The following is a 24,499-nucleotide window of genomic DNA, read 5'->3' on the forward strand; positions in this document are numbered from 1 at the left end:
GTTCGCCGGCTGCCAGGCCCCGACCTGGTTCTGCGACGTCCACCACCTCCTGCACTGGGCACACGGCGGCCAGACCAGCCTCGGCAACTCCGCCCTGCTCTGCGAGCGCCACCACACCAAGGTCCACCACGGCTACCGGGTGCAACGTATCGGCGGCCGGTGGCGCACCTGGCGGCCCGACGGCACCGAGATCCTCATCGCCACCACCCGGCTACGCACCTGACCCCCCGACCCGCCGCGCCGCCGCCCACCCCGGACGGCGGCCCGCAGGCATGCCCGCCGGACGGGTAGCGGTCCACGAGGCGACCGGCGTGATCACCGGTCTCCTAGGCTGCGCCGCATGAGCGCGCCCTCGCGGATCCCCGGACCGGCCCTGGCCGCGGCCATCGTCGCCGCGCTCGGCGTGCTGCCGCTCGTCGTGGTGGCGTTCCTGGTCATCGCGCTCGGCGGCCTCGAGGCCGACGCGGGGCGCAACTGGCTCGAGACCGGCCTGCTGCTGCTCCTGCCGCTGTTGCAGCTGTTCGCCCTGGGCTGGTTCCTGCTGCGGCGCGGCCGCGTCCCGCTGGTGGTCGCCGCGCTCGCCACCGTCGCCGGGGCCGTGCTGATCGCCGTGATCTCCGCGTCGGTCGGGCAGTCGGTGGGTGCCGGGCCGTTCGTGCTGGCCCTGTGCCCGGTCGTCGCCGCGGCGCTGGCGATGACGCCGGCGGTGGGCCGCTGGTCGGCCGAGGCCCGGGCGGCGCGCCGCGGCCGCCGGGCCTGACGACACGGGGCCTGACGAGAGCGGGGCTGACAGGGACCGTCCAGGCGGCGCTCCTACGCTGCGCGGCATGCCGTCGTCCTCCTCCCGCCGGACGGCGACCCGGACGACGACCCGCCGCTCGCCCCGTGCGGCGGCCGCGCCGTCGTCGGCGGTCCGGCGGACCGGTCCGCCGCCGCTCCCGCCGGGCCGCCCGCTCACCGCGCCGTTCGCCGCCGTGTTCGGCCTGCTCGTCGCCGCCGAGGACCTCTACCTCGGCTGGCTGCTGTGGGAGCCCGACCCGGGCCTGCACTGGTACGTCGTCGTCTCCGCCGCGCTGGCGCTGCTGGCCCTCGCCGGGGCCGCCCTCGTGCTGCGCGGCCGGGGCCGCGGCTGGCTGGTGCTGGCGCTGGCCGCCGTGCTGCCGATGCTCCTGCTGCTCGCCTCCGCGCTGCTGTTCGGCGCCATCGGCGACGGCAGCGGGGTGGGGTGGTCGCTGCTCCTGCTCGCCGGCCCGCTCGGCTGCCTGGTGCTCGCGGTGCGCCGCCCGATCCGGGAGTGGACGCGGCCCGGCCGGGGGAACCCGGCCCCCGCCCCGGCTCGTCCCGGCCGCACCGGGAGCCGCGGCCGCTAGCGTGCCGCCCGTGGCTGACACAGACGTCGTCGTGGTGGGGTCCGGGCTGGCCGGGCTGGTGGCGACCGCCGAGCTGGCCGACGCCGGCAAGCGGGTGGTGCTCGTCGAGCAGGAGCCGGAGGCCTCCTTCGGCGGCCAGGCCTGGTGGTCCTTCGGCGGGCTGTTCCTGGTCGACTCGCCCGAGCAGCGGCGGCTGCGGGTCCGCGACTCCCTGGAGCTCGCCCGCCAGGACTGGTTCGGCACCGCCGGCTTCGACCGCGCCGAGGACCACTGGCCGCGGCAGTGGGCCGAGGCCTACCTGCAGTTCGCGGCCGGCGAGAAGCGCGCCTGGCTGCGCGAGCAGGGCATCGGGTTCTTCCCGATCGTCGGCTGGGCCGAGCGCGGCGGCTACACCGCCACCGGCCACGGCAACTCGGTCCCGCGCTTCCACATCGTGTGGGGCACCGGCCCCGGCATCGTCGAGCCCTTCGCCCGGCGGGTGCGCGCCGCCGTCGACCGCGGCCTGGTGGAGCTGCGCTTCCGCCACCGGGTCACCGGCCTGGTCGTCACCGACGGCGCGGTCACCGGCGTGCGCGGCGAGGTGCTCGAGCCCAGCGACGCCGCCCGCGGGGAGGCCAGCTCACGCACTGCGGCGGGTGAGTTCGAGATCGGTGCGCAGGCCGTCGTCGTCACCTCCGGCGGCATCGGCGGTAACCACGACCTGGTGCGCCGCAACTGGCCGGCCCGCCTCGGGCCGGCGCCGCAGCGGCTGCTGTCGGGCGTGCCCGCGCACGTCGACGGGCTGATGCTCGAGGCCACCCAGGCCGCGGGCGCCAACGTCGTCAACGCCGACCGCATGTGGCACTACACCGAGGGCATCGCCAACCACTCGCCGGTGTGGGCGCGCCACGGCATCCGGATCCTGCCCGGGCCCTCGTCGCTGTGGCTCGACGCGACCGGCAACCGCCTGCCGGTGCCGCTGTTCCCCGGCTTCGACACCCTCGGCACGCTCGCCCACATCGGGCAGACCGGCCACGAGCACACCTGGTTCGTCGCGACGAAGAAGATCGTCGAGAAGGAGTTCGCGCTGTCGGGCTCCGAGCAGAACCCGGACCTGACCGGCAAGGACGTCCGCCTCCTGCTCAACCGGGTCAAGGCGGGCGTGTCGGCGCCGGTGCAGGCGTTCCTCGACCGCGGCGAGGACTTCGTCACCGCCACCTCGCTGCCCGAGCTCGTCGCCGGGATGAACCGGGTCACCGGCGGCAGCCCGGCCATCGAGCTCGCGACCGTCGAGCGCGAGGTGCTCGCCCGCGACCGCGCGGTGGACCACGCCTTCACCAAGGACCTGCAGCTGACCGCCGTCCGCGGCGCGCGCAACTACCTCGGCGACAAGCTCATCCGCGTCGCCCCGCCGCACCGGCTGCTCGACCCCGAGGCCGGCCCGCTCATCGCCGTCCGGCTCAACCTGCTCACCCGCAAGTCCCTCGGCGGGCTGGAGACCGACCTGTCCGGCCGCGTGCTGCGGCCCGGCGGCGAGGTGTTCCCCGGCCTGTACGCCGCCGGCGAGGTCGCCGGGTTCGGCGGCGGCGGCGTGCACGGCTACCGCTCGCTCGAGGGCACCTTCCTCGGCGGCTGCCTCTTCTCCGGGCGGGTGGCCGGCCGCGCGCTGGCGGCCGCCCTGTGACGCACCCGGCCAGACCCTGGTCGGACCCGGCCACGGAGACCGAGCCGGTCGCCTACGCCGGGCCGCCGGCCTCCGCCCCGCCGCCGCAGCCGTACCCGGGCGGCTGGGCCCCGCCCGGGTACGGCTGGCCCCCACAGCAGTGGCCGACCTACGGGCCCCCCGCACCGGCCCGCCCGCGCCGGCCCGGGCAGGTCGTGGCGGCCGCGGTGCTGTCGTTCGTGCAGGCGGCCGCGGTGGCCCTCTCCTCGGCCTACCTGCTCCTGCTGGCCAGCACGTTCGGGTTCCTCGCCACCGAGTTCGGCGGCGACGCGCAGGCCGACGCGCTCGTCACCGAGGCGACCGTCGTGACCGTCGTGCAGCTGCTGTCGGCCGTCGCGCTGGTGGTCGGTGGCGTCCTCGTGCTCAACCGCCGCGGCCGGGGGACCTGGGCGACGCTGGTCGCCGCGCTCGGCGTCCAGCTCGCGCTCTCCCTGTACTGGGTGGTCCGGCTCAGCACGCTCGACGGCTTCTCGGACGACGTCGTCGGCCCGGCCGCGGTGCTCGTCGTCGGGGTGCTGTTCTTCACCGCCGCGCCCGCCGTCGCCCTCGGCCTGCTGCTCGTCGGCCCGGTCCGGCGGTGGGCCGCCGGCACCGACGAGGCCGTCCGGCGATGACCGGCAGGATCCCGCTCCCGCCGCGGCCCGGGTCGGTCCACCAGGCCGGCTGGACGGCGGTCGTGCTGGCGCTGGCCGCGCTGCCGGGCGGGTTCCTCGCCCTCCTGGTCGGGCTGTCGGTGCCGTGGCGGGAGCTCGACGGGCTCGCCGCCGTCCTCTTCGACGTCCTCGTGCCCGTCCTCGGCGTCACCCTGGTCGCCGGCCTGCTGTTCCTGGGCGGTGCGCTGCTGCTGCTCACCGGCGCCGGGCGGGGCCTGCTGTACGTCGCCGTCGCGGTGCAGGTCGCGGTGACCCTCTACTGGCTGCTGGCGCTGGCCGCCGGGATGCTGGCCGGTGAGGACGGCGACGGGCTCGTCCTCGCCGGGCTCCTGGCAGCCCTGCCCGGCGTGGTGGCGCTGTGGGTCGCCTCGCGCGCCCGGGCGGCGTCCACGACCGCGTGGCTGGCCGCCCGGGCCTCCGCCGGGGGAGTCCCGCAGGCCCGCTGAGCGGCGCCGCCCCCGCCCGGTGGGACGATCGGGCGCATGTCCGCCGTCCCCACCGCCTCCGGGCTGGACCCGGAGGTGGCCGCGCTCCTGACCCGCGACCCCGCCGGGCTCGTCGCCGCCGTCGTCCAGCAGCACGACACCGGTGAGGTCCTCATGGTCGCCTGGATGGACGACGAGGCCCTGCACCGCACGCTGACCACCGGCCGGGCCACCTACTGGTCGCGCAGCCGGCAGGAGTACTGGGTCAAGGGCGAGACCTCCGGGCACCGCCAGTGGGTGCGCGACGTGCGCCTGGACTGCGACGGCGACGCGCTGCTGGTCCTCGTCGACCAGGAGGGCCCGGCCTGCCACACCGGCGAGCGCAGCTGCTTCCACCGCGACCTGGGGGCCGGCCGTGCGGCTCGGTGAGACCACGCCCTCGCGCGAGGAGTTCGCCGCCGCGCAGCAGGCGGTCGTGCCGGTCACCCGGCGGCTGCTGGCCGACGGCGAGACCGCCGTCGGCGTGTACCGCAAGCTCGCCGGCAACCGCCCGGGCACCGTGCTGCTGGAGTCCGCCGAGCAGGGCAAGCGGTGGTCGCGCTACAGCTTCGTCGGCGTGCGCAGCTCCGGCGTGCTGACCGAGCGCGACGGCCGCACCCTGTGGCTCGGCGACCCGCTGCCCGGCCTCACCGACGACCTGCCCGACGACCCGCTGGCCGCCGTCCGCACGCTCGCCCGCCGGCTGCGCTCGCCGCGCACCCCGGGCCTGCCGCGGCTCACCGGCGGACTGGTCGGGTACCTGGGCTACGACGTCGTCCGGCGGCTGGAGCGGCTGCCCGCCACGGCCACCGACGACCTGGGCATGCCCGAGCTCGCGCTCAGCCTGGTCACCGACCTCGCCGTCCTCGACCACACCGACGGCACGGTGCTGCTCATCGCCAACGCGCTGCCCGGCGCCGCCGCCGGGGACGCCGCCGGGGACGCCGCCCGGGAGGCCGCCTGGGACGACGCCGTCGCCCGCCTCGACGCGATGGCCGCCGACCTCACCAAGGCCGTCCCGCCGGGCGTCGCCACCTTCACCCCGGCCGACCCGCCGCCGGTGCGCAGCACCATGGCGCCGGGGGAGTTCGAGGCCGGCGTCGAGACCGTGCGCGAGCACATCCGCGCCGGCGACGCCTTCCAGGTCGTGCTCGCGCAGCGGTTCGAGACCGACACCGGCGTCGACGCGCTCGACCTGTACCGGGTGCTGCGCGCCACCAACCCCTCGCCCTACATGTACCTGCTGCGCTTCGCGGGGCGGGAGTCGCCGTTCGACGTCGTCGGGTCCTCCCCGGAGGCGCTGGTCACCGTGACCGGCAGCTCCGCCGTCGTCCACCCGCCGGCCGGCACCCGCCCGCGCGGGGTCACCGAGGAGGAGGACATCCGCCTCGCCGAGGGGCTGCTGGCCGACCCCAAGGAGCGGGCCGAGCACGTCATGCTCGTCGACCTGGCCCGCAACGACCTCGGCCGGGTGTGCGTGCCGGGCACGGTCGAGGTGCCCGACTTCATGCGGGTCGAGTACTACAGCCACGTCATGCACCTGGTCTCGACCGTCTCCGGCGAGGTCGAGCCCGGCCGCGACGCCCTCGACGTCTTCGACGCGACGTTCCCGGCGGGCACCGTCTCCGGCGCCCCCAAGCCGCGGGCCATGGAGATCATCGAGTCGCTGGAGCCCACCCGGCGGGCGCTGTACGCGGGCACCGTCGGCTACGTCGACGCCAGCGGCGACATGGACATGGCCATCGCCATCCGCACCGCCGTGCTGCACCAGGGCCGCGCCTACGTGCAGGCCGGCGCCGGCGTCGTGGCCGACAGCGACCCCGCCACCGAGGAGGCCGAGACCCGGCACAAGGCGCGCGCGGTGCTGTCGGCGATCGCGACGGCGGAGGGCATGCGGGAGGTCCGGTGAGCACCGCCCGGCGGGAGGCGGGGACGGCGCTCGCCGGCTGCGCGCTGGCCGGCGCGCTGGCGCTGTCGGCCGGCGGGCAGACCTGGTCGACGGTGACCGTCACCCGGCGCCCGCCGCTGCCCCCGGTCACCGAGACGCTCACCGGGTCCTCGCTCGCGCCGCTGGTCCCGGCCGCCGGCCTGCTGCTGCTCGCCGCCGCGGTCGCGGTGCTCGCCGTGCGCGGCGCCGGGCGGGTCGCCGTCGGCGTGCTCGTGGTGCTGGCCGGCGGGGCACTGGCCTGGTCGGGGCTGCGCGTGCTCACCGGCGGCGCCGACCCGGGCACCGCCGGAGCGGGGGAGGAGCGGTCCGCCGAGGTGGCCGCGGCCTGGCCGGTGCTGGTCCTGGTGGCCGCCGCCGTCGCGGTCGCGGCCGGGGTGCTGGTCGTGCTGCGCGGGCGGCGCTGGCCCGGCATGGGCCGCCGCTACGAGCGCGCGGGCGCGCCGGCGCCCGCCCGTCCGCGCACCGACGAGGACCGGGCGCTCGACGCCTGGCGCGCCCTCGACCGCGGCGACGACCCGACCGACGACCCGACGGGCGACCCGACCGACGACAGGACCGACGGGGACCGGCCGGGGGACGGCGCCGGGGGGACCGCCGGCGACCCGGCGGCCGGGGCCCCGGGCCGCCGTCGCTAGGCTGGGTCCACCGTCCGACCGGCACCGGGACCGGCCGACCCCCAGCAGCGAGGAGGCGGTGTGACCGTCCTCGACGACATCGTCGCCGGCGTCCGCGAGGACGTCGCGGCGCGCGAGGCGGCCACCCCGCTGGCCGAGGTGCGGGCCGCCGCCCGTGACGCCCGCCCCGCCCGCGACGCGCTCGCCGCCCTGCGCGCCCCCGGCGTCGGCGTCATCGCCGAGGTCAAGCGCCGCAGCCCCAGCAAGGGCGCGCTGGCCGACATCCCCGACCCGGCGGTGCTCGCCCGCCAGTACGCCGACGGCGGCGCCCGGGTCATCAGCGTGCTCACCGAGCGGCGCCGGTTCGGCGGCTCGCACGCCGACCTCGCGGCCGTCCGCGCCGCGGTCGACGTGCCGGTGCTGTGCAAGGACTTCGTCGTCAGCAGCTACCAGGTGCACGAGGCCCGCGCCCACGGTGCCGACGTCGTCCTGCTCATCGTCGCCGCGCTCGAGCAGAACGCCCTGCTGGGCCTGCTCGAGCGGGTCGAGTCCCTCGGCATGACCGCGCTGGTCGAGGTGCACACCGAGGCCGAGGCCGACCGGGCGCTGGACGCCGGCGCCTCGGTGATCGGCGTCAACGCCCGCGACCTCACCACCCTCGCCGTCGACCTCGGCACCTTCGAGCGGATCGCCCCCGGCCTGCCGTCGGGGATCGTCAAGGTCGCCGAGTCCGGCGTCCGCGGCCCGCGCGAGCTCATCGCCTACGCCGCCGCCGGCGCCGACGCGGTGCTGGTCGGCGAGGGCCTGGTCACCGCCGGCGACGCCCGGCAGGCCGTGGCCGACCTGGTCACCGCCGGGTCGCACCCCGCCGTGCCGCGCACGACCCGCTGACCCCCTCCACCACCAGCGCCGCCGGGCGCGGGACACTGGGCGCATGACCAGCAGCGCCGTGCACCCGACCGAGGAACGACCCGCCCCGCCGGCGCGGCCGTCCTGGCCGGATGCCACGGGCCACTTCGGCGTCTTCGGCGGCCGCTTCGTGCCCGAGGCCCTGATCGCCGCGCTCGACGAGCTCACCGAGGCCTACGAGGCCATGCGCGTCGACCCGGCGTTCCTCGCCGAGTTCGCCGCCCTCCAGCGCGACTACACCGGCCGCCCCAGCCCGGTCACCGAGGTGCCCCGCTTCGCCGAGCACTGCGGCGGCGCGCGGGTGCTGCTCAAGCGCGAGGACCTCAACCACACCGGCTCGCACAAGATCAACAACGTGCTGGGCCAGGCGCTGCTCACCAAGCGGATCGGCAAGCAGCGCGTCATCGCCGAGACCGGCGCCGGCCAGCACGGCGTCGCCACGGCCACCGCCGCGGCCCTCATGGGCCTGTCCTGCACCGTCTACATGGGCGAGGAGGACACCCGCCGGCAGGCGCTCAACGTCGCCCGCATGCGGCTGCTCGGCGCCGAGGTGGTGCCGGTGACCACCGGCTCGCGCACCCTCAAGGACGCCATCAACGAGGCGTTCCGCGACTGGGTGACCAACGTCGAGACGACGAACTACGTCTTCGGCACCGTCGCCGGGCCCCACCCGTTCCCGGCGATGGTCCGCGACTTCCAGCGGGTCATCGGCGACGAGGCGCGCGCCCAGGTGCTCGAGCGCGAGGGCCGGCTGCCCGATGCCGTCCTCGCCTGCGTCGGCGGCGGCTCCAACGCGATCGGCATCTTCACCGCCTTCGTGCCCGACGACGGCGTGCGGCTGATCGGGCTGGAGGCCGGCGGCGACGGCGTCGACACCGGCCGGCACGCCGCCACCATCACCGGCGGCGCCCCGGGCGTGCTGCACGGCGCCCGCTCGTACCTGCTGCAGGACGACAACGGCCAGACCGTCGAGTCGCACTCGATCAGCGCGGGCCTGGACTACCCGGGCGTCGGCCCCGAGCACAGCCACCTGCACGACATCGGCCGCGCCGAGTACCGCCCGGTCACCGACGCCGAGGCCATGGAAGCCTTCGCGCTGCTGTGCCGCACCGAGGGGATCATCCCGGCGATCGAGTCGGCGCACGCCCTGGCCGGCACGATGCGGCTGGGCCGGGAACTGGGCCCCGACGCGCTGCTGCTGGTCAACCTCTCCGGCCGCGGCGACAAGGACGTCGAGACCGCGTCGCGCTGGTTCGGCCTCGGCGACCGCAGCGAGGTCGACCCCGGCCCCGGGATGGACACCGACCAGCACGCGACCGAGGGCGCCGTCACCTCGGGCGACGCGGTGCCCGGCCAGGACGCTGGGGGAGTGGCGTGAGCCGCCTGGAGGAGCGCATCCGCGCCGCGCGCGCCGAGGGCCGGGCCGCGCTGGTGGCCTACCTGCCGGTGGGCTACCCCGACGTCGAGGCGTCGATCGCCGGGATGGTCGCGGCCGTGGAGGGCGGGGCCGACGTCGTCGAGATCGGCGTCCCCTACTCCGACCCCGGCATGGACGGCCCGGTCATCCAGCAGGCCGTGGAGCCCGCGGTGCGCGCCGGCGTCGGCATCCGCGACGTGCTGCGCGCCGTCGAGGCCGTGGACGCCGCCGGCGCGGTGCCGGTGGTCATGAGCTACTGGAACCCCATCGAGCGCTACGGCGTCGAGCGGTTCGCCGCGGACCTCGCCGCCGCCGGGGGAGCGGGCGCCATCACCCCCGACCTCATCCCCGACGAGGCGGGCGCCTGGCTCGCGGCGTCCGAGGAGCGGGGCCTGGACCGGGTGTTCCTCGTCGCGCCGTCGTCCACCGACGCCCGGCTGCGCTCCACCACCGCGGCCTGCCGCGGCTTCGTCTACGCCGCCTCCACCATGGGCGTCACCGGCACCCGCGCCACGGTCGGCGACGCGGCCGAGACGCTGGTGACGCGCACCCGGGCGGTGACCGACGTGCCGGTCTGCGTCGGCCTCGGCGTCTCCAACGGCGACCAGGCCGCCGAGGTGGCCGGCTTCGCCGACGGCGTCATCGTCGGGTCGGCCTACGTGCGCGAGATGCTCGAGGGCCGCGGCGCCGACGGCGTCCGGCGGCTGTCGCAGGAGCTCGCCGAGGGCGTGCGCCGGCAGGCGGTGCGCCCGTGACCGTCCTCGCCGCGATCCCGAGCCCGTCGCAGGGCGTCTGGCACCTCGGGCCGTTCCCGCTGCGCGCCTACGCGTTCTGCATCATCGCCGGCATCGTCGCCGCCTGCTGGATCGCCGAGAAGCGCTGGGTGGCCCGCGGCGGGCGGCCCGGTGAGGTGCTCGACATCGCCATCTGGGCGGTGCCCTTCGGCATCCTCGGCGGTCGGCTCTACCACGTGATCACCACGCCGCAGCCCTACTTCGGCGAGGGCGGCGACCCGGTGCGGGCGCTCTACATCTGGGAGGGCGGCCTGGGCATCTGGGGCGCCATCGCCCTCGGCGGCGTCGGCGCCTGGATCGCCTGCCGCCGCCGCGGCATCCCGCTGCCGGCCTTCGGCGACGCGATTGCCCCCGGCCTGCTCGTGGCCCAGGCCATCGGCCGGCTCGGCAACTGGTTCAACCAGGAGCTCTTCGGCCGGCCCACCACGCTGCCCTGGGCGCTGGAGATCGACCCCGAGCACCGCCAGCGGGGCTACGAGCAGTTCGCCACCTTCCACCCGACGTTCCTCTACGAGCTGCTGTGGAACCTCGCCGCGGCCGCCGTCGTCGTGTGGGCCGACCGCCGCTTCCGGCTCTCCCACGGCCGCGCCTTCGCGCTCTACGTCGCGCTGTACTGCGCCGGCCGGGTGTGGATCGAGGCGCTGCGCATCGACGACGCCAACCGCCTGTTCGGCGTCCGGCTCAACGTGGTCACCTGCGTCGTGGTCGGACTGCTCGCCGTGGCCTATCTGGTCTGGCAGCGCGGCCGCCCCCGCGAGGTGCTCGACCGGGACGGCGACGGGATCGGCGACGACCCCGGTCGCACGGCCGGCCTCGCCGCCGGCGGCACCTCGGACCGTGATGCGGACGACACCGCAGCCGTGGTCCGGGAGGACGCCGACGAGGCCTCCACCAGCACCGATGCCGGCCGCCGGTCGCGGGGGAGTGACCGGTCTCACGACACGCCAGGGACGCCCTGACGGGACGCGCCGACGAACCGGTTTACGCCGGTGAGCGGGGTGTTACGGCTGTGTACCCTTCCGTTCAGATCCCCCAGTGATCCTGGGTGGTCACCGCGTCGGAACCGGGCCAGCGCTGCCCCGCGGGACGACGACCCCGCGGCACCACCCGTGGGGCCGCCGGTCCCCGACCGGCCCGGGCCACCGTGTCCCGGCCGGCGGTCGGCTCCTCGCTGTCCTCGCCTGCTCCTGTGCACCGCATCTGACGCACCGCACCCTCTGACCACCGGCCGGGCCGAGAGCCCCACGCCGTCCCCTGGACGGCGTCCGCGCCGACGACGGGAGTGATCATGTCCGGGTCCACCACCCCCGCGCCCCGCACCACCACCGGTACCGCCGTGCCGTTCTCGGCCACCCCGCCGGCCGCCGGCCTCTACGACCCGGCGAACGACTCGGACGCCTGCGGCGTCGCCTTCGTGGCCGACGCCCGGGGCCGCCGCTCGCGCGAGATCGTGGCCGCGGGCCTCACCGCGCTGCACAACCTCGACCACCGGGGTGCCGCCGGCTCCGAGCCCAACTCCGGCGACGGCGCCGGCATCCTCACCCAGGTGCCCGACGCGCTGCTGCGCGGCAGCGTCGACTTCGACCTGCCGCCGCTGGGCGAGTACTCCGTGGGCATCGCCTTCCTCCCCACCGACGAGGCCGAGCGGGCCGCCCGCTACGCCGACGTCGAGCGGATCGCCGCCGAGGAGGGCCTGACCGTCCTCGGCTGGCGCGACGTGCCGGTCGACCCCGACGGCGCCGACCTCGGCCCGACCGCCCGCGCCGTCATGCCGCACTTCGGCCAGCTGTTCGTCGCCGAGACGATGGGCGCCCGCGCCGACGCCGCGGCCTTCGGCGGCCCGCGCGCGGTCAACGGCGTCACCCGGCTCGAGCGGCGCTCGTTCGTGCTGCGCAAGCGCGCCGAGCGGGAGGCCCGCGAGGCCGGCAGCTCGCTCTACGTCGTCTCGCTGTCCAGCCGCACCATCACCTACAAGGGCATGCTGACCACCGACCAGCTGCCCGCGTTCTTCCCCGACCTGCGCGACGAGCGCTACGAGTCGGCGATCGCGCTGGTGCACAGCCGGTTCTCCACCAACACCTTCCCGAGCTGGCCGCTGGCCCACCCGTTCCGGTTCATCGCCCACAACGGCGAGATCAACACGATCAAGGGCAACCGCAACCGGATGCGCGCCCGCGAGGCCAAGCTCGAGACCGAGCTGTTCGACGGCCCCGCCGGCCCCGCCACCGAGCTCGGCCTGGAGCGGATCTTCCCGGTCACCGCCAGCGACTTCAGCGACTCGGCGACCTTCGACGAGGTGCTCGAGCTCCTGCACCTGTCGGGCCGCTCCCTGCCGCACGCGGTGCTGATGATGATCCCGGAGGCGTGGGAGAACCACGACGAGATGGACCCGGCCCGCCGGGCCTTCTACCGGTTCCACTCCTCGATCATGGAGCCCTGGGACGGGCCGGCCTGCGTCGCGTTCACCGACGGCACGCTCATCGGCGCCGTCCTCGACCGCAACGGCCTGCGCCCGGGCCGCTGGTGGCGCACCCGTGACGACCTCGTCGTCCTGGCCAGCGAGGCCGGCGTGCTCGACATCCCGGCGAGCGACGTCGTCGCCAAGGGCCGGCTGCAGCCGGGCCGGATGTTCCTCGTCGACACCGCCTCCGGGCGCATCGTCTCCGACGAGGACGTCAAGGGCGCCCTGGCCGCCGAGCACCCCTACGAGGACTGGCTGCACGCCGGCCTCGTGCACCTGCCCTCGCTGCCCGAGCGGCGGCGCGCGCGGCCCAGCCACGAGTCCGTCGTCCGCCGGCAGCTGCTCTTCGGTTACACCGAGGAGGACCTCCGCGTCCTGCTCACCCCGATGGCGTCCTCGGGCGCCGAGCCGATCGGCTCCATGGGCACCGACACCCCGATCGCGGCGCTGTCGGACCGCTCCCGGCAGCTCTACGACTACTTCGGGCAGCTGTTCGCCCAGGTGACCAACCCGCCGCTGGACGCCATCCGCGAGGAGCTGGTGACCAGCCTGGGCCGCACCTTCGGCCCGGAGCAGAACCTGCTCACGGCCACCCCGGCGTCGTGCCGGCAGGTGTACCTGCCCTACCCGGTCATCGACAACGACGAGCTGGCCAAGATCCTGCACATCGACGACGACGGCGACCTGCCCGGCTTCGCCGCCGTCCGGATCACCGGCCACTTCGACGTCACCGGCGGCGGCCCCGCGCTGGTGCAGGCGATCGAGGACCTGCGCACCAAGGTCAGCAAGGCCATCTCGGCCGGCGCCCGGGTGATCGTGCTGTCCGACCGCGACTGCGACGAGAAGCGCGCCCCCATCCCGTCGCTGCTCATGACGGCCGCCGTCCACCACCACCTGGTGCGCGAGCGGACCCGCATGGAGGTCGGCCTGGTCGTCGAGTCCGGCGACTGCCGCGAGGTGCACCACGTCGCGCTGCTGCTCGGCTACGGCGCGGCCGCGGTCAACCCCTACCTCGCGTTCGAGTCCATCGAGGACCTCATCCGCGACGGCGTCCTCACCGGCGTGCAGCCGGCGCAGGCCGTGCGCAACGTGGTCAAGGCGCTGGGCAAGGGCGTCCTCAAGGTCATGAGCAAGATGGGCATCAGCACCGTCGGCTCGTACACGATGGCGCAGATCTTCGAGGCCGTCGGCCTGTCGCAGGACGTCGTCGACGAGTACTTCACCGGCACCTCGTGCCCCCTCGGCGGCGTCGGTGTCGACGTCCTCGCCGAGGAGGTCGCCATGCGGCACCGCCGCGCCTACCCGGAGAACCCGACCGAGCGGGCGCACCGCCGGCTGGAGACCGGCGGCGAGTACCAGTGGCGCCGCGAGGGCGAGGTGCACCTGTTCAACCCCGAGACGGTGTTCCTGCTCCAGCACGCCACCCGCTCGCGGCAGTTCGAGGTGTTCCAGCGCTACACGGAGACCGTCGACAAGCTGTCGGAGGAGGCCGGCACGCTGCGCGGCCTGTTCTCGATCAGGACGGGCGAGCGCCCGCCGGTGCCGATCGAGGAGGTCGAGCCGGTCAGCGAGATCGTCAAGCGCTTCCAGACCGGCGCGATGAGCTACGGCTCCATCTCGCAGGAGGCGCACGAGACCCTCGCGATCGCCATGAACCGGCTGGGCGGCAAGTCCAACACCGGCGAGGGCGGCGAGGACCCCGACCGCTTCGTGCCCGACCCGAACGGCGACCTGCGCCGCTCGGCGATCAAGCAGGTGGCCAGCGGCCGCTTCGGCGTCACCAGCGAGTACCTGGTCAACGCCGACGACATCCAGATCAAGATGGCGCAGGGCGCCAAGCCCGGCGAGGGCGGCCAGCTGCCCGGCGGCAAGGTCTACCCGTGGGTGGCCCGCACCCGGCACTCGACGCCGGGCGTCGGCCTGATCAGCCCGCCGCCGCACCACGACATCTACTCGATCGAGGACCTCAAGCAGCTCATCCACGACCTCAAGAACGCGAACGACGGGGCGCGGATCAACGTCAAGCTCGTCGCCGAGGTCGGCGTCGGGACGGTCGCGGCCGGCGTCAGCAAGGCGCACGCCGACGTCGTGCTCATCTCCGGGCACGACGGCGGCACCGGCGCCGCCCCGCTGACCTCGCTCAAGCACGCGGGCTCGCCGTGGGAGCTCGGTCTCGCCGAGACGCAGCAGACGCTGCTGGCCAACGGGCTGCGCGACCGGATCGTGGTGCAGGCCGACGGGCAGATGAAGACCGGCCGCGACGTCGTCATCGCGATGCTGCTCGGCGCCGAGGAGTACGGCTTCGCCACCGCCCCGCTGGTCGTCTCCGGCTGCGTGATGATGCGGGTCTGCCACCTCGACACCTGCCCGGTCGGCGTGGCCACGCAGAACCCGGAGCTGCGCAAGCGGTTCACCGGGCGGCCGGAGTTCGTCGTGACCTTCTTCGAGTTCCTCGCCGAGCAGGTCCGGCAGCACCTCGCCGAGCTGGGCTTCCGCTCGGTCGACGAGGCGGTCGGCCACAGCGAGCTGCTCGACACCCGGCGCGCGGTCGACCACTGGAAGGCCAGCGGCCTGGACCTCTCGCCGATGCTCGCCCGGCCGGCGCTGCCCGAGGGGGCGGCCCTGCGGGCGGTCCGCACCCAGGACCACGGCCTCGACGTCGCCCTGGACCAGACGCTGATCCAGCTGTGCGAGGGCGCCCTGCTCGACGCGCGGCCGGTGCGCCTGGAGCTGCCGGTGCGCAACGTCAACCGCACCGTCGGCACGATGCTCGGTTCGATGGTCACCCGCCGCTTCGGCGGCGAGGGCCTGCCCGACGGCACCATCGACCTGACCTTCACCGGGTCGGCCGGCCAGTCCTTCGGCGCCTTCGTCCCGCGCGGCATCACCATGCGGCTGCTCGGTGACGGCAACGACTACGTGGGCAAGGGCCTGTCCGGCGGGCGGATCGTCGTCCGCCCGGCGCCGGAGGCCACCTTCGCCGCCGAGGACAACGTCATCGCCGGCAACGTGATCGGCTACGGCGCCACCGGCGGGGAGATCTTCCTGCGCGGGCGGGTCGGCGAGCGGTTCTGCGTGCGCAACTCCGGCGCGCTGGCCGTCGTCGAGGGCGTCGGCGACCACGCGCTGGAGTACATGACCGGCGGCCGCGCGGTGATCCTCGGGCCCACCGGGCGCAACGTCGCGGCCGGCATGTCCGGCGGCATCGGCTACGTCCTCGACCTCGCCCGGCACCGGGTGAACACCGAGATGGTCGACGTCGAGCCGCTGGACGGGGAGTCCTCGCAGTGGCTGCGCGAGGTCCTGGTGCGCTACCAGGCCGAGACCGAGTCGCCGGTGGCCGGCGCCCTGCTGGCCGACTGGGGCCGCTGGTCCGAGCAGTTCAGCGTGATCATGCCGCGCGACTACCGTCGCGCCCTCGAGGCCCGGCGCGCCGCCGAGGCCGCCGGTACCGACGTCGATCGAGCAGTGATGGAGGCCGCACGTGGCTGACTCCACGGGGTTCCTGAAGTACGAGCGGGCGCTGCCGCCCCGGCGGCCGGTCGACGTCCGCATCCTGGACTGGAAGGACGTCTACCTCTCCCGCCAGAACGGTGAGGACGGCGTCTACCCGGTCGCGGCGCTGCGCCAGCAGGCCGCGCGGTGCATGGACTGCGGCATCCCGTTCTGCCACCACGGCTGCCCGCTGGGCAACCTGATCCCGGAGTGGAACGACCTCGCCCGTCGCGACGACTGGCGCGACGCCATCGAGCGGCTGCACGCGACGAACAACTTCCCGGAGTTCACCGGGAAGCTGTGCCCCGCGCCCTGCGAGGGCTCCTGCGTGCTGAACCTGCAGGACTCGCCGGTCACGATCAAGCAGATCGAGTGGGAGATCATCGACCAGGCCTTCGAGCGCGGCCACGTCGAGCCGCAGGCCCCGGCCGAGCGCACGGGGAAGAGGGTCGCCGTCGTCGGCTCCGGGCCGGCGGGCCTCGCCGCCGCCCAGCAGCTCACCCGCGCCGGGCACGACGTCACCGTGTACGAGCGGGCCGACAAGGTGGGCGGGCTGCTCCGCTACGGCATCCCCGAGTTCAAGATGGAGAAGGCCGTCCTGGACCGGCGCCTGGACCAGATGCGCGCAGAGGGCACCCGCTTCGTCACCGGCGTCGAGGTCGGCGGGTCGGGGGAGCAGGACCTGTCGGCCGAGCAGCTGCGCGGCGAGTACGACGCCGTCGTCGTGGCCGCGGGCTCGACCATCGGCCGCGACCTGCCCGCGCCGGGCCGGGAGCTCGACGGCATCCACCTGGCCATGGAGTTCCTGCCCTTCGGCAACCGCCAGGCGCTCGGCGAGCTCGACGACCCGCCGATCTCCGCGAAGGGCCTCGACGTCGTGATCATCGGCGGCGGCGACACCGGCGCGGACTGCCTGGGCACCTCGCACCGGCAGGGCGCCCGCTCGGTCACCCAGCTGGAGATCATGCCGGCGCCGCCGGACCAGCGCGCCGAGGGCAACCCCTGGCCGACCTACCCGATGATCATGCGCATCTCCTCCGCGCACGAGGAGGGCGGCGAGCGGCTGTACTCGGTCAACACCGAGCGGTTCCTCGGCGACGAGCAGGGCCGCGTGCGCGCGCTGGTCATCCACGAGGTCGAGCGGGTCGACGGTCGGTTCCAGAAGGTCGAGGGCACCGAGCGCGAGCTCCCCGCGCAGCTCGTCCTGCTGGCCATGGGCTTCACCGGCGTGCAGCGCGAGGGCCTGGTCGAGGCGCTCGGGCTCGAGGTCGACGGGCGCGGCAACGTCGCCCGCGACGGCGAGTTCATGACCACCGTGCCGGGCGTCTTCGTCGCCGGGGACGCGGGCCGCGGCCAGTCGCTCATCGTGTGGGCGATCGCCGAGGGCCGCGCCGCCGCCGGCGCCGTCGACTCCTGGCTGACCGGCAGCTCCATGCTGCCCCGGCCGGTCACCCCGACAGCGGTCGCGCTGCGCTGAACCGTCGTCCTCCGGACGGCACCGGCCAGGGCCGGGTCCCGCGACACCGCGGGACCCGGCCCTGCCCGTTCCACTTCCGGAAATCTCCGCCGACTAGCGTTCCCCCCATGAGCCGCCGCGCGAAGATCGTCTGCACCCTGGGTCCGGCCACGAGCTCCCTGGAGCAGATCACCGCCCTCGTCGAGTCGGGGATGGACGTCGCCCGGCTCAACTTCAGCCACGGGTCGCACGCCGACCACGAGGCCGCCTACCGCCGCGTACGGCAGGCCTCCGACGCCACGGGGCACGCCGTCGCCGTCCTCGCCGACCTGCAGGGCCCCAAGATCCGCCTCGGCACGTTCGCGAACGGCCCGGTCACCTGGGTGACCGGCAGCCGGGTCTGCATCACCGTCGAGGACGTCGAGGGCACCGCCGAGCGCGTCTCCACCACGTACAAGGGCCTGGCCAACGACGCCCGCGTGGGCGACCGCCTGCTCGTCGACGACGGCAAGCTCGCCCTCTCCGTCGTCGGCATCGACGGCCCCGACGTGTGGTGCCTGGTCGTCGAGGGCGGCGAGGTCTCCAACAACAAGGGCCTGTCGCTGCCCGGCGTCGCCGTCAGCGTGCCCGCGCTGTCGGAGAAGGACGAGGAGGACCTCCGCTTCGCCCTGCACCTGTCGGTCGACTTCATCGCGCTGTCGTTCGTCCGCTCGCCGGCCGACGTCGAGCTGGTGCGCGACATCATGCGCCAGGAGGACGTGAACGTCCCGGTCATCGCCAAGCTGGAGAAGCCGGAGGCGGTGGCCAACCTGGAAGCCATCGTCGAGGCGTTCGACGGGATCATGGTGGCCCGCGGCGACCTGGGCGTGGAGCTCGCGCTCGAGCAGGTGCCGCTGGTGCAGAAGCGCGCCGTGCAGGCCGCCCGCGAGCGCAACAAGCCGGTCATCGTGGCCACCCAGATGCTCGAGTCGATGATCGTCAACTCGCGGCCCACCCGCGCCGAGGCCTCCGACGTCGCCAACGCCGTCCTCGACGGCGCCGACGCCGTGATGCTCTCGGGCGAGACCTCGGTCGGCCGCTACCCGGTCGGGGCGGTCCGCACGATGGACCGCATCATCAGCGCCGTCGAGAGCGACGACCGCTGGGTGCCCGAGCTGGTGCGCCGCTCCCGGTCGCGGTCGGGCGCCATCGTGCGCGCGGCCCGCGACATCGGCGAGTCCCTCGACGTGAAGGCGCTGGCCACCTTCACCCAGACCGGCGAGACCGCCCGCCGCCTCGCCGCCCTGCACCCCCGCCAGCCGCTGCTGGCCTTCACCGTCGACGCCCGGGTGCGCAGCCAGCTGGCGCTGTCCTGGGGCGTGGAGACCTTCCTCGTGCCCGCCGTCGAGCACACCGACGACATGGTCGAGCAGGTGGACTTCTCGCTGCTGTCGATCGGGCGCCTGCGGGTCGGCGACCGCGTCGTCGTCGTCGCCGGCAGCCCGCCCAACACCGTCGGCTCGACCAACCTGATCCGGGTGCACGAAGTCGGCACGGACTCGTGACCGGCGGCGGGACCCAGGCCGCCGCCCTCATGACCGTCCTCGACCTCGAGGAGCGGGAGCCCGGCGTCTTCGTCGGGCAGACGCCGACGACGACGTTGCAGCGCATCTTCGGCGGGCAGGTCGCCGGCCAGGCGCTGATGGCCGCCGTCCGCACCGTGCCGGCGGGGAGGGGCGTGCACTCGCTGCACTCCTACTTCCTGCGGCCCGGTGACCCGCACGAGGAGCTGCGCTACACCGTCGAGCGGATCCGCGACGGCCGCTCCTTCTCCACGCGGCGGGTGATCGCCCACCAGCGCCGCCACGGCGAGGAGGTCGCCGTCTTCGCGCTGACGGCCGACTTCCACGCCGGGGAGGCCGCCGTCGTCGCCCACGCCAGGCCCATGCCCGGCGTGCCCGGTCCCGACGGCCTGGCCTCGCTCGCCGAGCACGCCGCCGGGCACGGCGCGGTGGCCGCCCCGGCGCTGGAGATCAGCCGGGCGGTCGAGCAGCGGCCGCTGGCCGACCCGTTCGCGCCGGAGCCCAAGTCACCGCCGGACACCCGGTCGCACGCCTGGTTCCGGGTGGCCGGGCGGCTGCCGGAGGACCCCGGGGTGCACGCGGCAGCGCTGACCTTCGTCAGCGACCTGACGTTGCTGTCCGCGGGGCTGGCGCGCGAGGGCGGGGGCTGGGGCGGCCGCTACGTCGGGGCGAGCCTCGACCACGCCGTCTGGTTCCACGCGCCGGTGCAGGCCGACGAGTGGTTCCTCTACGAGACCGACAGCCCCGCGGCCTCGGCCGGCCGCGCGCTGTGCTTCGGCAGCATCTGGGCCGCCGACGGCACGCACGTGGCCACCGTGGCCCAGGAGGGGCTCATCCGGTCACTGGGGGAGTAGCCGCCGGCTCGGCGTCCTCCCGGGGCACTCGGTCCGCGGGCTCCCGGTCCGCGGGCTCCTGGTCCGCGGGCTCCGCGGCCGGCTCCTCCCGACCCGGCTGCTGCGCGGCCCGCTCGGCGGCCTCGCGCTCGGCGGCCTCCTGCTCGGCGGCGTGCCGGCGGGCCGCCTCCTCCTCGGCGGCCCGGCGCTCGGCCTCCTTGCGCTCGGCCTCGGCCCGCGCGCGCTCGGCGGCCTGCTCGGCGAAGTCGGCGGCCAGCCAGTCGTGGCCCTCGCACAGCAGCGCCCACGCCCGCTCGACGTGCGCCCGCGTCGTCGTCGGGGCACCGATCGCCACCCGCAGCACCACCTGCCCGCGGACGGTGGTGTGGGTCAGGAACACCTCGCCGCCGTCGTTGAGCCGTTCCAGCAGTGTCATGGTGGCCACGTCGGCGTCGACGTCGGCCGGCCAGCGCGGCTTCAGGCACACCAGCGACAGCGGGTGCGGCGTCGCGACGTCGAAGCGGTCGTCGTCGCGCGCCCACCCGGCCAGCTCCTGCGCCAGCGCGACGCCGGACCGCACGTGCGCCCGCAGCCCCTCGGCGCCGTACCAGCGCACCACCGACCACAGCTTCAGCGCCCGGAACCGGCGGCCGAGCTCGATCTGCCAGTCGCGGTAGTCGACGACGGCGCCGGCCTCGGTGGCGGCGTTGCGCAGGTACTCGGGGAGGATCGCCAGGGCGCCGGTGAGGGCGGCCCGGTCGGCGACCCAGAAGAGGGTGGCGTCGAACCCGGTGAGCAGCCACTTGTGCGCGTCGGTGGTGTAGCTGTCGGCCTCCTCGACGCCGGCCTGCAGGTGCCGCAGCTCCGGCGCGACGGCGCTCACGCCGCCGTAGGCGGCGTCGACGTGCAGCCACGCGCCGTACCGCCGGCAGACCTCCCCGATCGCGGCGAGCGGGTCGACGGCGGTGGTCGACGTCGTGCCCACCGTCGCGCACACCAGCACCGGCCGGTACCCGCGGGCGGTGTCGCGCTCCAGCCGCGCCGCCAGGGCCGCCGGGCGCATCGCGAGATCGCCGTCGACCTCGACGATCCTGATGGCGTCGGTGCCGAGGCCGGCGATCCGGACGGCCTTCTCCATCGACGAGTGCGTCTCGGAGGAGACGTAGACCGTGTACTCCTCGGGCAGCACGCCGTGCCGGACGGTGGCGCCGCCGCTGGCCCGGTGCAGCGCGGCGAGCAGCGCCACGAGGTTCGCCCCGGAGCTGGAGTCCTGGACGACGCCGCCGCCGGTGCCGGTGCTGCGGAAGGACGCGGGCAGCGCGAGGAGCTCGGCGAACCAGTCCAGGACGTGCTGCTCGAGCTCGGTGGCCGCGGGGCTGGTCACCCACGACATGCCCTGCACGCCGAGGCCCGCCGACAGCAGGTCGCCGAGGACCGAGGGCCCGGAGGTGTTGGCCGGGAAGTAGGCGAGGAAGCCGGGGTGCTGCCAGTGCGTGACCCCGGGCAGGACGACGCGGTCGAGGTCGGCGAGGACGGCGGAGAACGGCTCGCCCTGCTCGGGGGCCGACGGCGGGAGCGCGGCGCGCACGTCGCCGGGGGCCACCCGCGAGCGGACGGGGAAGGACTCCAGCCGGGACCAGTAGTCGGCGATCCAGTCGACCACCTCGTGACCGTGCTGCCGGAACTGCTCGGGGGTCATGTGGGGGACGGGCTCGCTCACTCCGTCACCGTATTGGGTGGTCCGGACGCGGCGGCGCAGCCGCCCTGGCACGGTGCCCCCGGTGCGACTCGAACGCACACTGCGCGGGTTTTGAATCCGCTCCCTCTGCCGATTGGGGTACGGGGGCCGCCCGCCGCGACCGAGGTCACGGCGCGGCCAGCCTAACCGGCGGGCCACTCCCGGCCGTCGTGACTAGGCTCTCCGCCCGTGAGCAGCGAGCCGACCCGGGTCCTCATCGCCGAGGACGAGGCCCTCATCCGCCTCGACCTCAAGGAGATGCTGGAGGAGGAGGGGTACGTCGTCGTCGGCGAGGCGGGGGACGGCCAGACGGCCGTCGACCGCGCCCGCGAACTGACGCCGGACCTCGTCATCCTCGACATCCAGATGCCGGTCCTCGACGGCCTGGCCGCCGCCGAGCAGATCGCCTCCGACCGCATCGCCCCCGTCATCGTGCTCACCGCCTTCAGCCAGCGGGAGCTGGTCGAGCGGGCCCGCGACGCCGGCGCGATGGCCTACCTGGTCAAGCCGTTCTCCAAGAACGACCTGGTGCCGGCGATCGAGGTCGCCCGCGCCCGGTTCACCGAGATCTCCGCCCTCGACGACGAGGTCCGCACGCTCGAGGAGCGCCTGGAGGCCCGCAAGGTCGTGGAGAAGGCCAAGGGCCGGCTCATGGCCGAGCAGGGGATGACCGAGGCCGAGGCCTTCCGGTGGATCCAGCGCACCGCCATGAACGAGCGCACCTCGATGAAGGCACTGGCCGAGCGCGTCCTCGCCACCGACGCGGCGGCTGCGGAGGGTGCACCCTCCTGAGGGACGCCGTAACCCGCCCGGAACAGGGGAGGTCACGACCTAATCACGGTCCACTGGCCTCCCCTTCCGCTCCCTATGGCAGCGGTTACGTTCTCCGGACTGACGGGGCCTGGGCGCTCGCGCCCGGCCCGCCGGACCGACGTACGACAACTGGGAGTTGCTGGATGCGCACGCGTACCTACGCCCGCAGCATCGCCGTCACGTCTGCCGCTCTCGTCGCCCTCACCGCCTGTGGCGGCGGGAGCGACGACAGCGGTGGCGGCTCGGGCGGAGACGCCTCGGGTGACGCCGAGAAGCAGGTCAACATCTACGGGACCGACGGCAACATGGGCAACGCGCTCGGTGAGGACTTCACCGAGCAGGGTTCCCTGGCCGGCATGAAGGGCACGACGCCCCTCACCGAGCTCGGTTCCGACTTCACCGACCGGCTCCTCGAGGTCGACCCCGCCCTGCAGGACTACAACTACGCGGGCGAGACCTACGACGCGGTCATCGTCACCGCCCTGGCCGCGCAGGCCGCGGGCACCAACGACGCCAACGTCTTCAAGGCCTACGTCAACGGCATCACCGCCGGTGGCGAGAAGTGTGACAGCTTCCAGGCCTGCCTCGACATCATCAACGCCGGCGGGAACGTCGACTACGACGGCATCTCCGGCCCGCTGGCCTTCACCGACGCCGGTGAGCCGGCCGCGGCGAGCTTCGGCCTGCTGCAGTTCGGCGACGACAACGCGCTGGACAACGACGCCACCGAGTTCGTCATCGCCGGTGACGAGGCCAACGCCACCAGCGACGAGGGCCCGGCCTACGCGCCGGCCGGCGCCACGGGCGGCCCGCTGGTGATCGGCACCCTGCTGCCGCTCACCGGCAACCTGGCCTTCCTCGGCCCGCCGGAGGTCGCCGGCGCCAAGCTGGCGGTCAACGACATCAACGCCGCGGGCGGCGCCCTGGGCGCGCCGGTGCAGCTCGTCGAGGGTGACTCCGGTGACGCCTCGACCGACACCGCCACCCAGACCGTCGACCGGCTGCTGCAGTCCGGCGTCAACGCGATCATCGGTGCGGCGTCCTCGGGCGTGAGCCTCACGGTCATCGACGCCATCACCGGCGCCGGCGTCCTGCAGTTCTCGCCGGCCAACACGTCGGACCAGTTCACGACGTACAACGACAACGGGCTGTACTTCCGCACCGCCCCGCCGGACACGCTGCAGGCCCGCGCTCTCGCCGACCTGATCATCGCCGACGGCAACAACACCGTGGGGATCCTCGCGCTCAACGACCCCTACGGCACCGGCCTCGCCGAGAACACGCTGAACAACCTGGTCAGCGCCGGTCTCTCCGAGGACGACATCGTCAGCGTCACCTACGACCCGCAGGCGGCGAACTTCGACGCCGAGGTCCAGCAGATGGTCGACTTCAACCCCGACGCGATCGTCGTCATCGGGTTCGAGGAGTCCTCGCGGATCCTGCAGGGCCTCAACGACCAGGGCATCGGCCCGCAGCGTTGATCCTGCCGCGGGGCAACCCGCAGCGGTGACCTGAACACCAGGCAGCGGCCCGGTACCCCTCACGGGGTGCCGGGCCGCTGTCGTGTCCGGACGGGTGGCGGGCCCGTCGGGAAGCTGCTCGGCCGGCTCCCGCACGCGCCCGACCCCGTTCGACCTCGCGCTGCGGTGCCCGGCCTCGCCCCGCAGCACGAGGCCGGGCACCACGGCGCGAGGACGGCGGCCCTCCGGCGCCCTGAGCTGCCTCGAGCGCCCCGCGGGCCGTCGTCAGCGCTGCAGGTGCTGCCCCTCGGGCGCCCAGTCGGCCGGGCGGCCGCGGTGGTTGGAGAACTCGACCGCCCAGCGCCACCAGCTGCGGTCGGGCGCGTGCTCCCAGCGCAGCAGCACCCCGACCTCGCCGCCGGGGAGCAGCACCGGCAGGTCCAGGTGGCTCTCGTCGGGCCAGACCTCGCTGCGCCGCACGCCGCCGTCGGCGAGCTCCAGCAGCGTCACGGGGGAGTAGTCGCCCTCCCGGTCGGCGTCGCCCCGGACGACGACGGTGTCGTCGTCCGCGGTCACGCGGACGCCCAGCCGCGCGGGCGCGGCGTGCACCAGCACGCGGGAGAAGCCACCGGCGGTCAGCGCGCGGCAGAAGTCGAGGCCGTTCATGCCGCCGTCGCGGCTGCGCAGGTCCCAGGTCCAGTTCACGGCCCGTGCCTACCCCGCGGGCTCCCCGGACGCCCACGGACGCCCACGGACGCACAGAGGCCGGCGCCCCCGGAGGGGACGCCGGCCTCTGCCGGTGCTCAGGAG

The 24,499-nt window shown here is 75.0% G+C and carries 21 protein-coding genes and 1 tRNA gene; 19 read left to right on the forward strand and 3 right to left on the reverse strand.

Going from position 1 to position 24,499, the window contains the following annotated elements:
- From ACI78R_RS20260 to ACI78R_RS20340, 17 genes are all read left to right on the forward strand, one after another.
- The coding region (locus tag ACI78R_RS20260; protein ID WP_457042058.1) for an HNH endonuclease signature motif containing protein at positions 1–223 on the forward strand (223 nt) is incomplete at its 5' end.
- A 117-nt stretch (positions 224–340) separates the two neighbouring features.
- Entirely contained in the window at positions 341–760 is a 420-nt protein-coding gene (locus ACI78R_RS20265; RefSeq protein ID WP_336029630.1) for a hypothetical protein, read from the forward strand.
- A 67-nt stretch (positions 761–827) separates the two neighbouring features.
- Positions 828–1,370, forward strand: a complete 543-nt coding sequence (locus ACI78R_RS20270; protein WP_457042059.1) for a hypothetical protein — start codon at positions 828–830, stop codon at positions 1,368–1,370.
- A gap of 10 nt (positions 1,371–1,380) precedes the next feature.
- Positions 1,381–3,033, forward strand: coding sequence for an FAD-binding dehydrogenase (locus tag ACI78R_RS20275; RefSeq protein ID WP_457042060.1), 1,653 nt, complete (start codon positions 1,381–1,383; stop codon positions 3,031–3,033).
- Positions 3,030–3,686 carry a hypothetical protein gene (locus ACI78R_RS20280; RefSeq protein WP_457042061.1) on the forward strand — a complete coding sequence of 219 codons (657 nt, stop codon included), beginning with the start codon at positions 3,030–3,032 and terminating at the stop codon, positions 3,684–3,686. Before ACI78R_RS20275 ends, ACI78R_RS20280 begins: the two co-directional genes overlap by 4 nt.
- Positions 3,683–4,171, forward strand: a complete 489-nt coding sequence (locus tag ACI78R_RS20285; protein ID WP_457042062.1) for a hypothetical protein — start codon at positions 3,683–3,685, stop codon at positions 4,169–4,171. Before ACI78R_RS20280 ends, ACI78R_RS20285 begins: the two co-directional genes overlap by 4 nt.
- A gap of 36 nt (positions 4,172–4,207) precedes the next feature.
- Entirely contained in the window at positions 4,208–4,579 is a 372-nt protein-coding gene (hisI, locus tag ACI78R_RS20290) for a phosphoribosyl-AMP cyclohydrolase (protein WP_073422616.1), read from the forward strand.
- Entirely contained in the window at positions 4,566–6,098 is a 1,533-nt protein-coding gene (locus ACI78R_RS20295; protein WP_457042063.1) for an anthranilate synthase component I, read from the forward strand. The genes hisI and ACI78R_RS20295 overlap by 14 nt, the downstream gene beginning before the upstream one ends.
- Positions 6,095–6,772: a Trp biosynthesis-associated membrane protein gene (locus ACI78R_RS20300; RefSeq protein ID WP_457042064.1), complete on the forward strand. Its 678-nt coding sequence runs from the start codon at positions 6,095–6,097 to the stop codon at positions 6,770–6,772. Before ACI78R_RS20295 ends, ACI78R_RS20300 begins: the two co-directional genes overlap by 4 nt.
- Positions 6,773–6,832: 60 nt before the next feature.
- Positions 6,833–7,642 carry an indole-3-glycerol phosphate synthase TrpC gene (trpC, locus tag ACI78R_RS20305; RefSeq protein WP_073422613.1) on the forward strand — a complete coding sequence of 270 codons (810 nt, stop codon included), beginning with the start codon at positions 6,833–6,835 and terminating at the stop codon, positions 7,640–7,642.
- Between the two features lie 43 nt (positions 7,643–7,685).
- On the forward strand, positions 7,686–9,038 hold the full coding sequence (gene trpB, locus ACI78R_RS20310) for a tryptophan synthase subunit beta (protein ID WP_457042065.1): 1,353 nt from the start codon (positions 7,686–7,688) through the stop codon (positions 9,036–9,038).
- On the forward strand, positions 9,035–9,832 hold the full coding sequence (trpA, locus tag ACI78R_RS20315; protein WP_454554773.1) for a tryptophan synthase subunit alpha: 798 nt from the start codon (positions 9,035–9,037) through the stop codon (positions 9,830–9,832). The genes trpB and trpA overlap by 4 nt, the downstream gene beginning before the upstream one ends.
- On the forward strand, positions 9,829–10,830 hold the full coding sequence (gene lgt / locus ACI78R_RS20320; protein ID WP_457042066.1) for a prolipoprotein diacylglyceryl transferase: 1,002 nt from the start codon (positions 9,829–9,831) through the stop codon (positions 10,828–10,830). The genes trpA and lgt overlap by 4 nt, the downstream gene beginning before the upstream one ends.
- Before the next feature lie 329 nt (positions 10,831–11,159).
- The gene (gene gltB / locus ACI78R_RS20325) at positions 11,160–15,824 is read left to right on the forward strand and encodes a glutamate synthase large subunit (RefSeq protein WP_457042067.1); all 4,665 of its coding nucleotides are present in this window, start codon (positions 11,160–11,162) and stop codon (positions 15,822–15,824) included.
- A complete protein-coding gene (locus ACI78R_RS20330; RefSeq protein ID WP_457042068.1) occupies positions 15,817–17,304 on the forward strand; it encodes a glutamate synthase subunit beta in 1,488 nt (495 codons plus the stop codon). Before gltB ends, ACI78R_RS20330 begins: the two co-directional genes overlap by 8 nt.
- A 107-nt stretch (positions 17,305–17,411) precedes the next feature.
- Positions 17,412–18,827: a pyruvate kinase gene (gene pyk, locus ACI78R_RS20335; RefSeq protein WP_073422607.1), complete on the forward strand. Its 1,416-nt coding sequence runs from the start codon at positions 17,412–17,414 to the stop codon at positions 18,825–18,827.
- Positions 18,824–19,699, forward strand: a complete 876-nt coding sequence (locus ACI78R_RS20340; RefSeq protein ID WP_457042069.1) for an acyl-CoA thioesterase — start codon at positions 18,824–18,826, stop codon at positions 19,697–19,699. Before pyk ends, ACI78R_RS20340 begins: the two co-directional genes overlap by 4 nt.
- Here the strand turns inward: ACI78R_RS20340 and ACI78R_RS20345 are convergent.
- Together ACI78R_RS20345 and ACI78R_RS20350 are read right to left on the reverse strand one after the other, a co-directional pair.
- The gene (locus ACI78R_RS20345) at positions 19,677–21,398 is read right to left on the reverse strand and encodes an aminotransferase class V-fold PLP-dependent enzyme (protein WP_457042070.1); all 1,722 of its coding nucleotides are present in this window, start codon (positions 21,396–21,398) and stop codon (positions 19,677–19,679) included. The two genes, ACI78R_RS20340 and ACI78R_RS20345, sit on opposite strands and share 23 nt — an antisense overlap.
- A gap of 53 nt (positions 21,399–21,451) precedes the next feature.
- Positions 21,452–21,525: transfer RNA gene (locus tag ACI78R_RS20350), tRNA-Leu, on the reverse strand.
- Positions 21,526–21,605: 80 nt separating this feature from the next.
- Between ACI78R_RS20350 and ACI78R_RS20355 the strand changes: the two genes are divergently transcribed.
- Entirely contained in the window at positions 21,606–22,208 is a 603-nt protein-coding gene (locus ACI78R_RS20355; protein WP_073422605.1) for an ANTAR domain-containing response regulator, read from the forward strand.
- A 164-nt stretch (positions 22,209–22,372) separates the two neighbouring features.
- Complete coding sequence (locus tag ACI78R_RS20360; protein ID WP_073422604.1) at positions 22,373–23,710, forward strand: ABC transporter substrate-binding protein; 1,338 nt, start codon at positions 22,373–22,375, stop codon at positions 23,708–23,710.
- A gap of 264 nt (positions 23,711–23,974) precedes the next feature.
- Here the strand turns inward: ACI78R_RS20360 and ACI78R_RS20365 are convergent, their stop codons facing one another.
- The gene (locus tag ACI78R_RS20365; protein WP_457042071.1) at positions 23,975–24,394 is read right to left on the reverse strand and encodes a DUF7712 family protein; all 420 of its coding nucleotides are present in this window, start codon (positions 24,392–24,394) and stop codon (positions 23,975–23,977) included.
- Positions 24,395–24,499: the final 105 nt, after the last annotated feature.

It is taken from the genome of Geodermatophilus sp. SYSU D01106 (assembly GCF_054049995.1).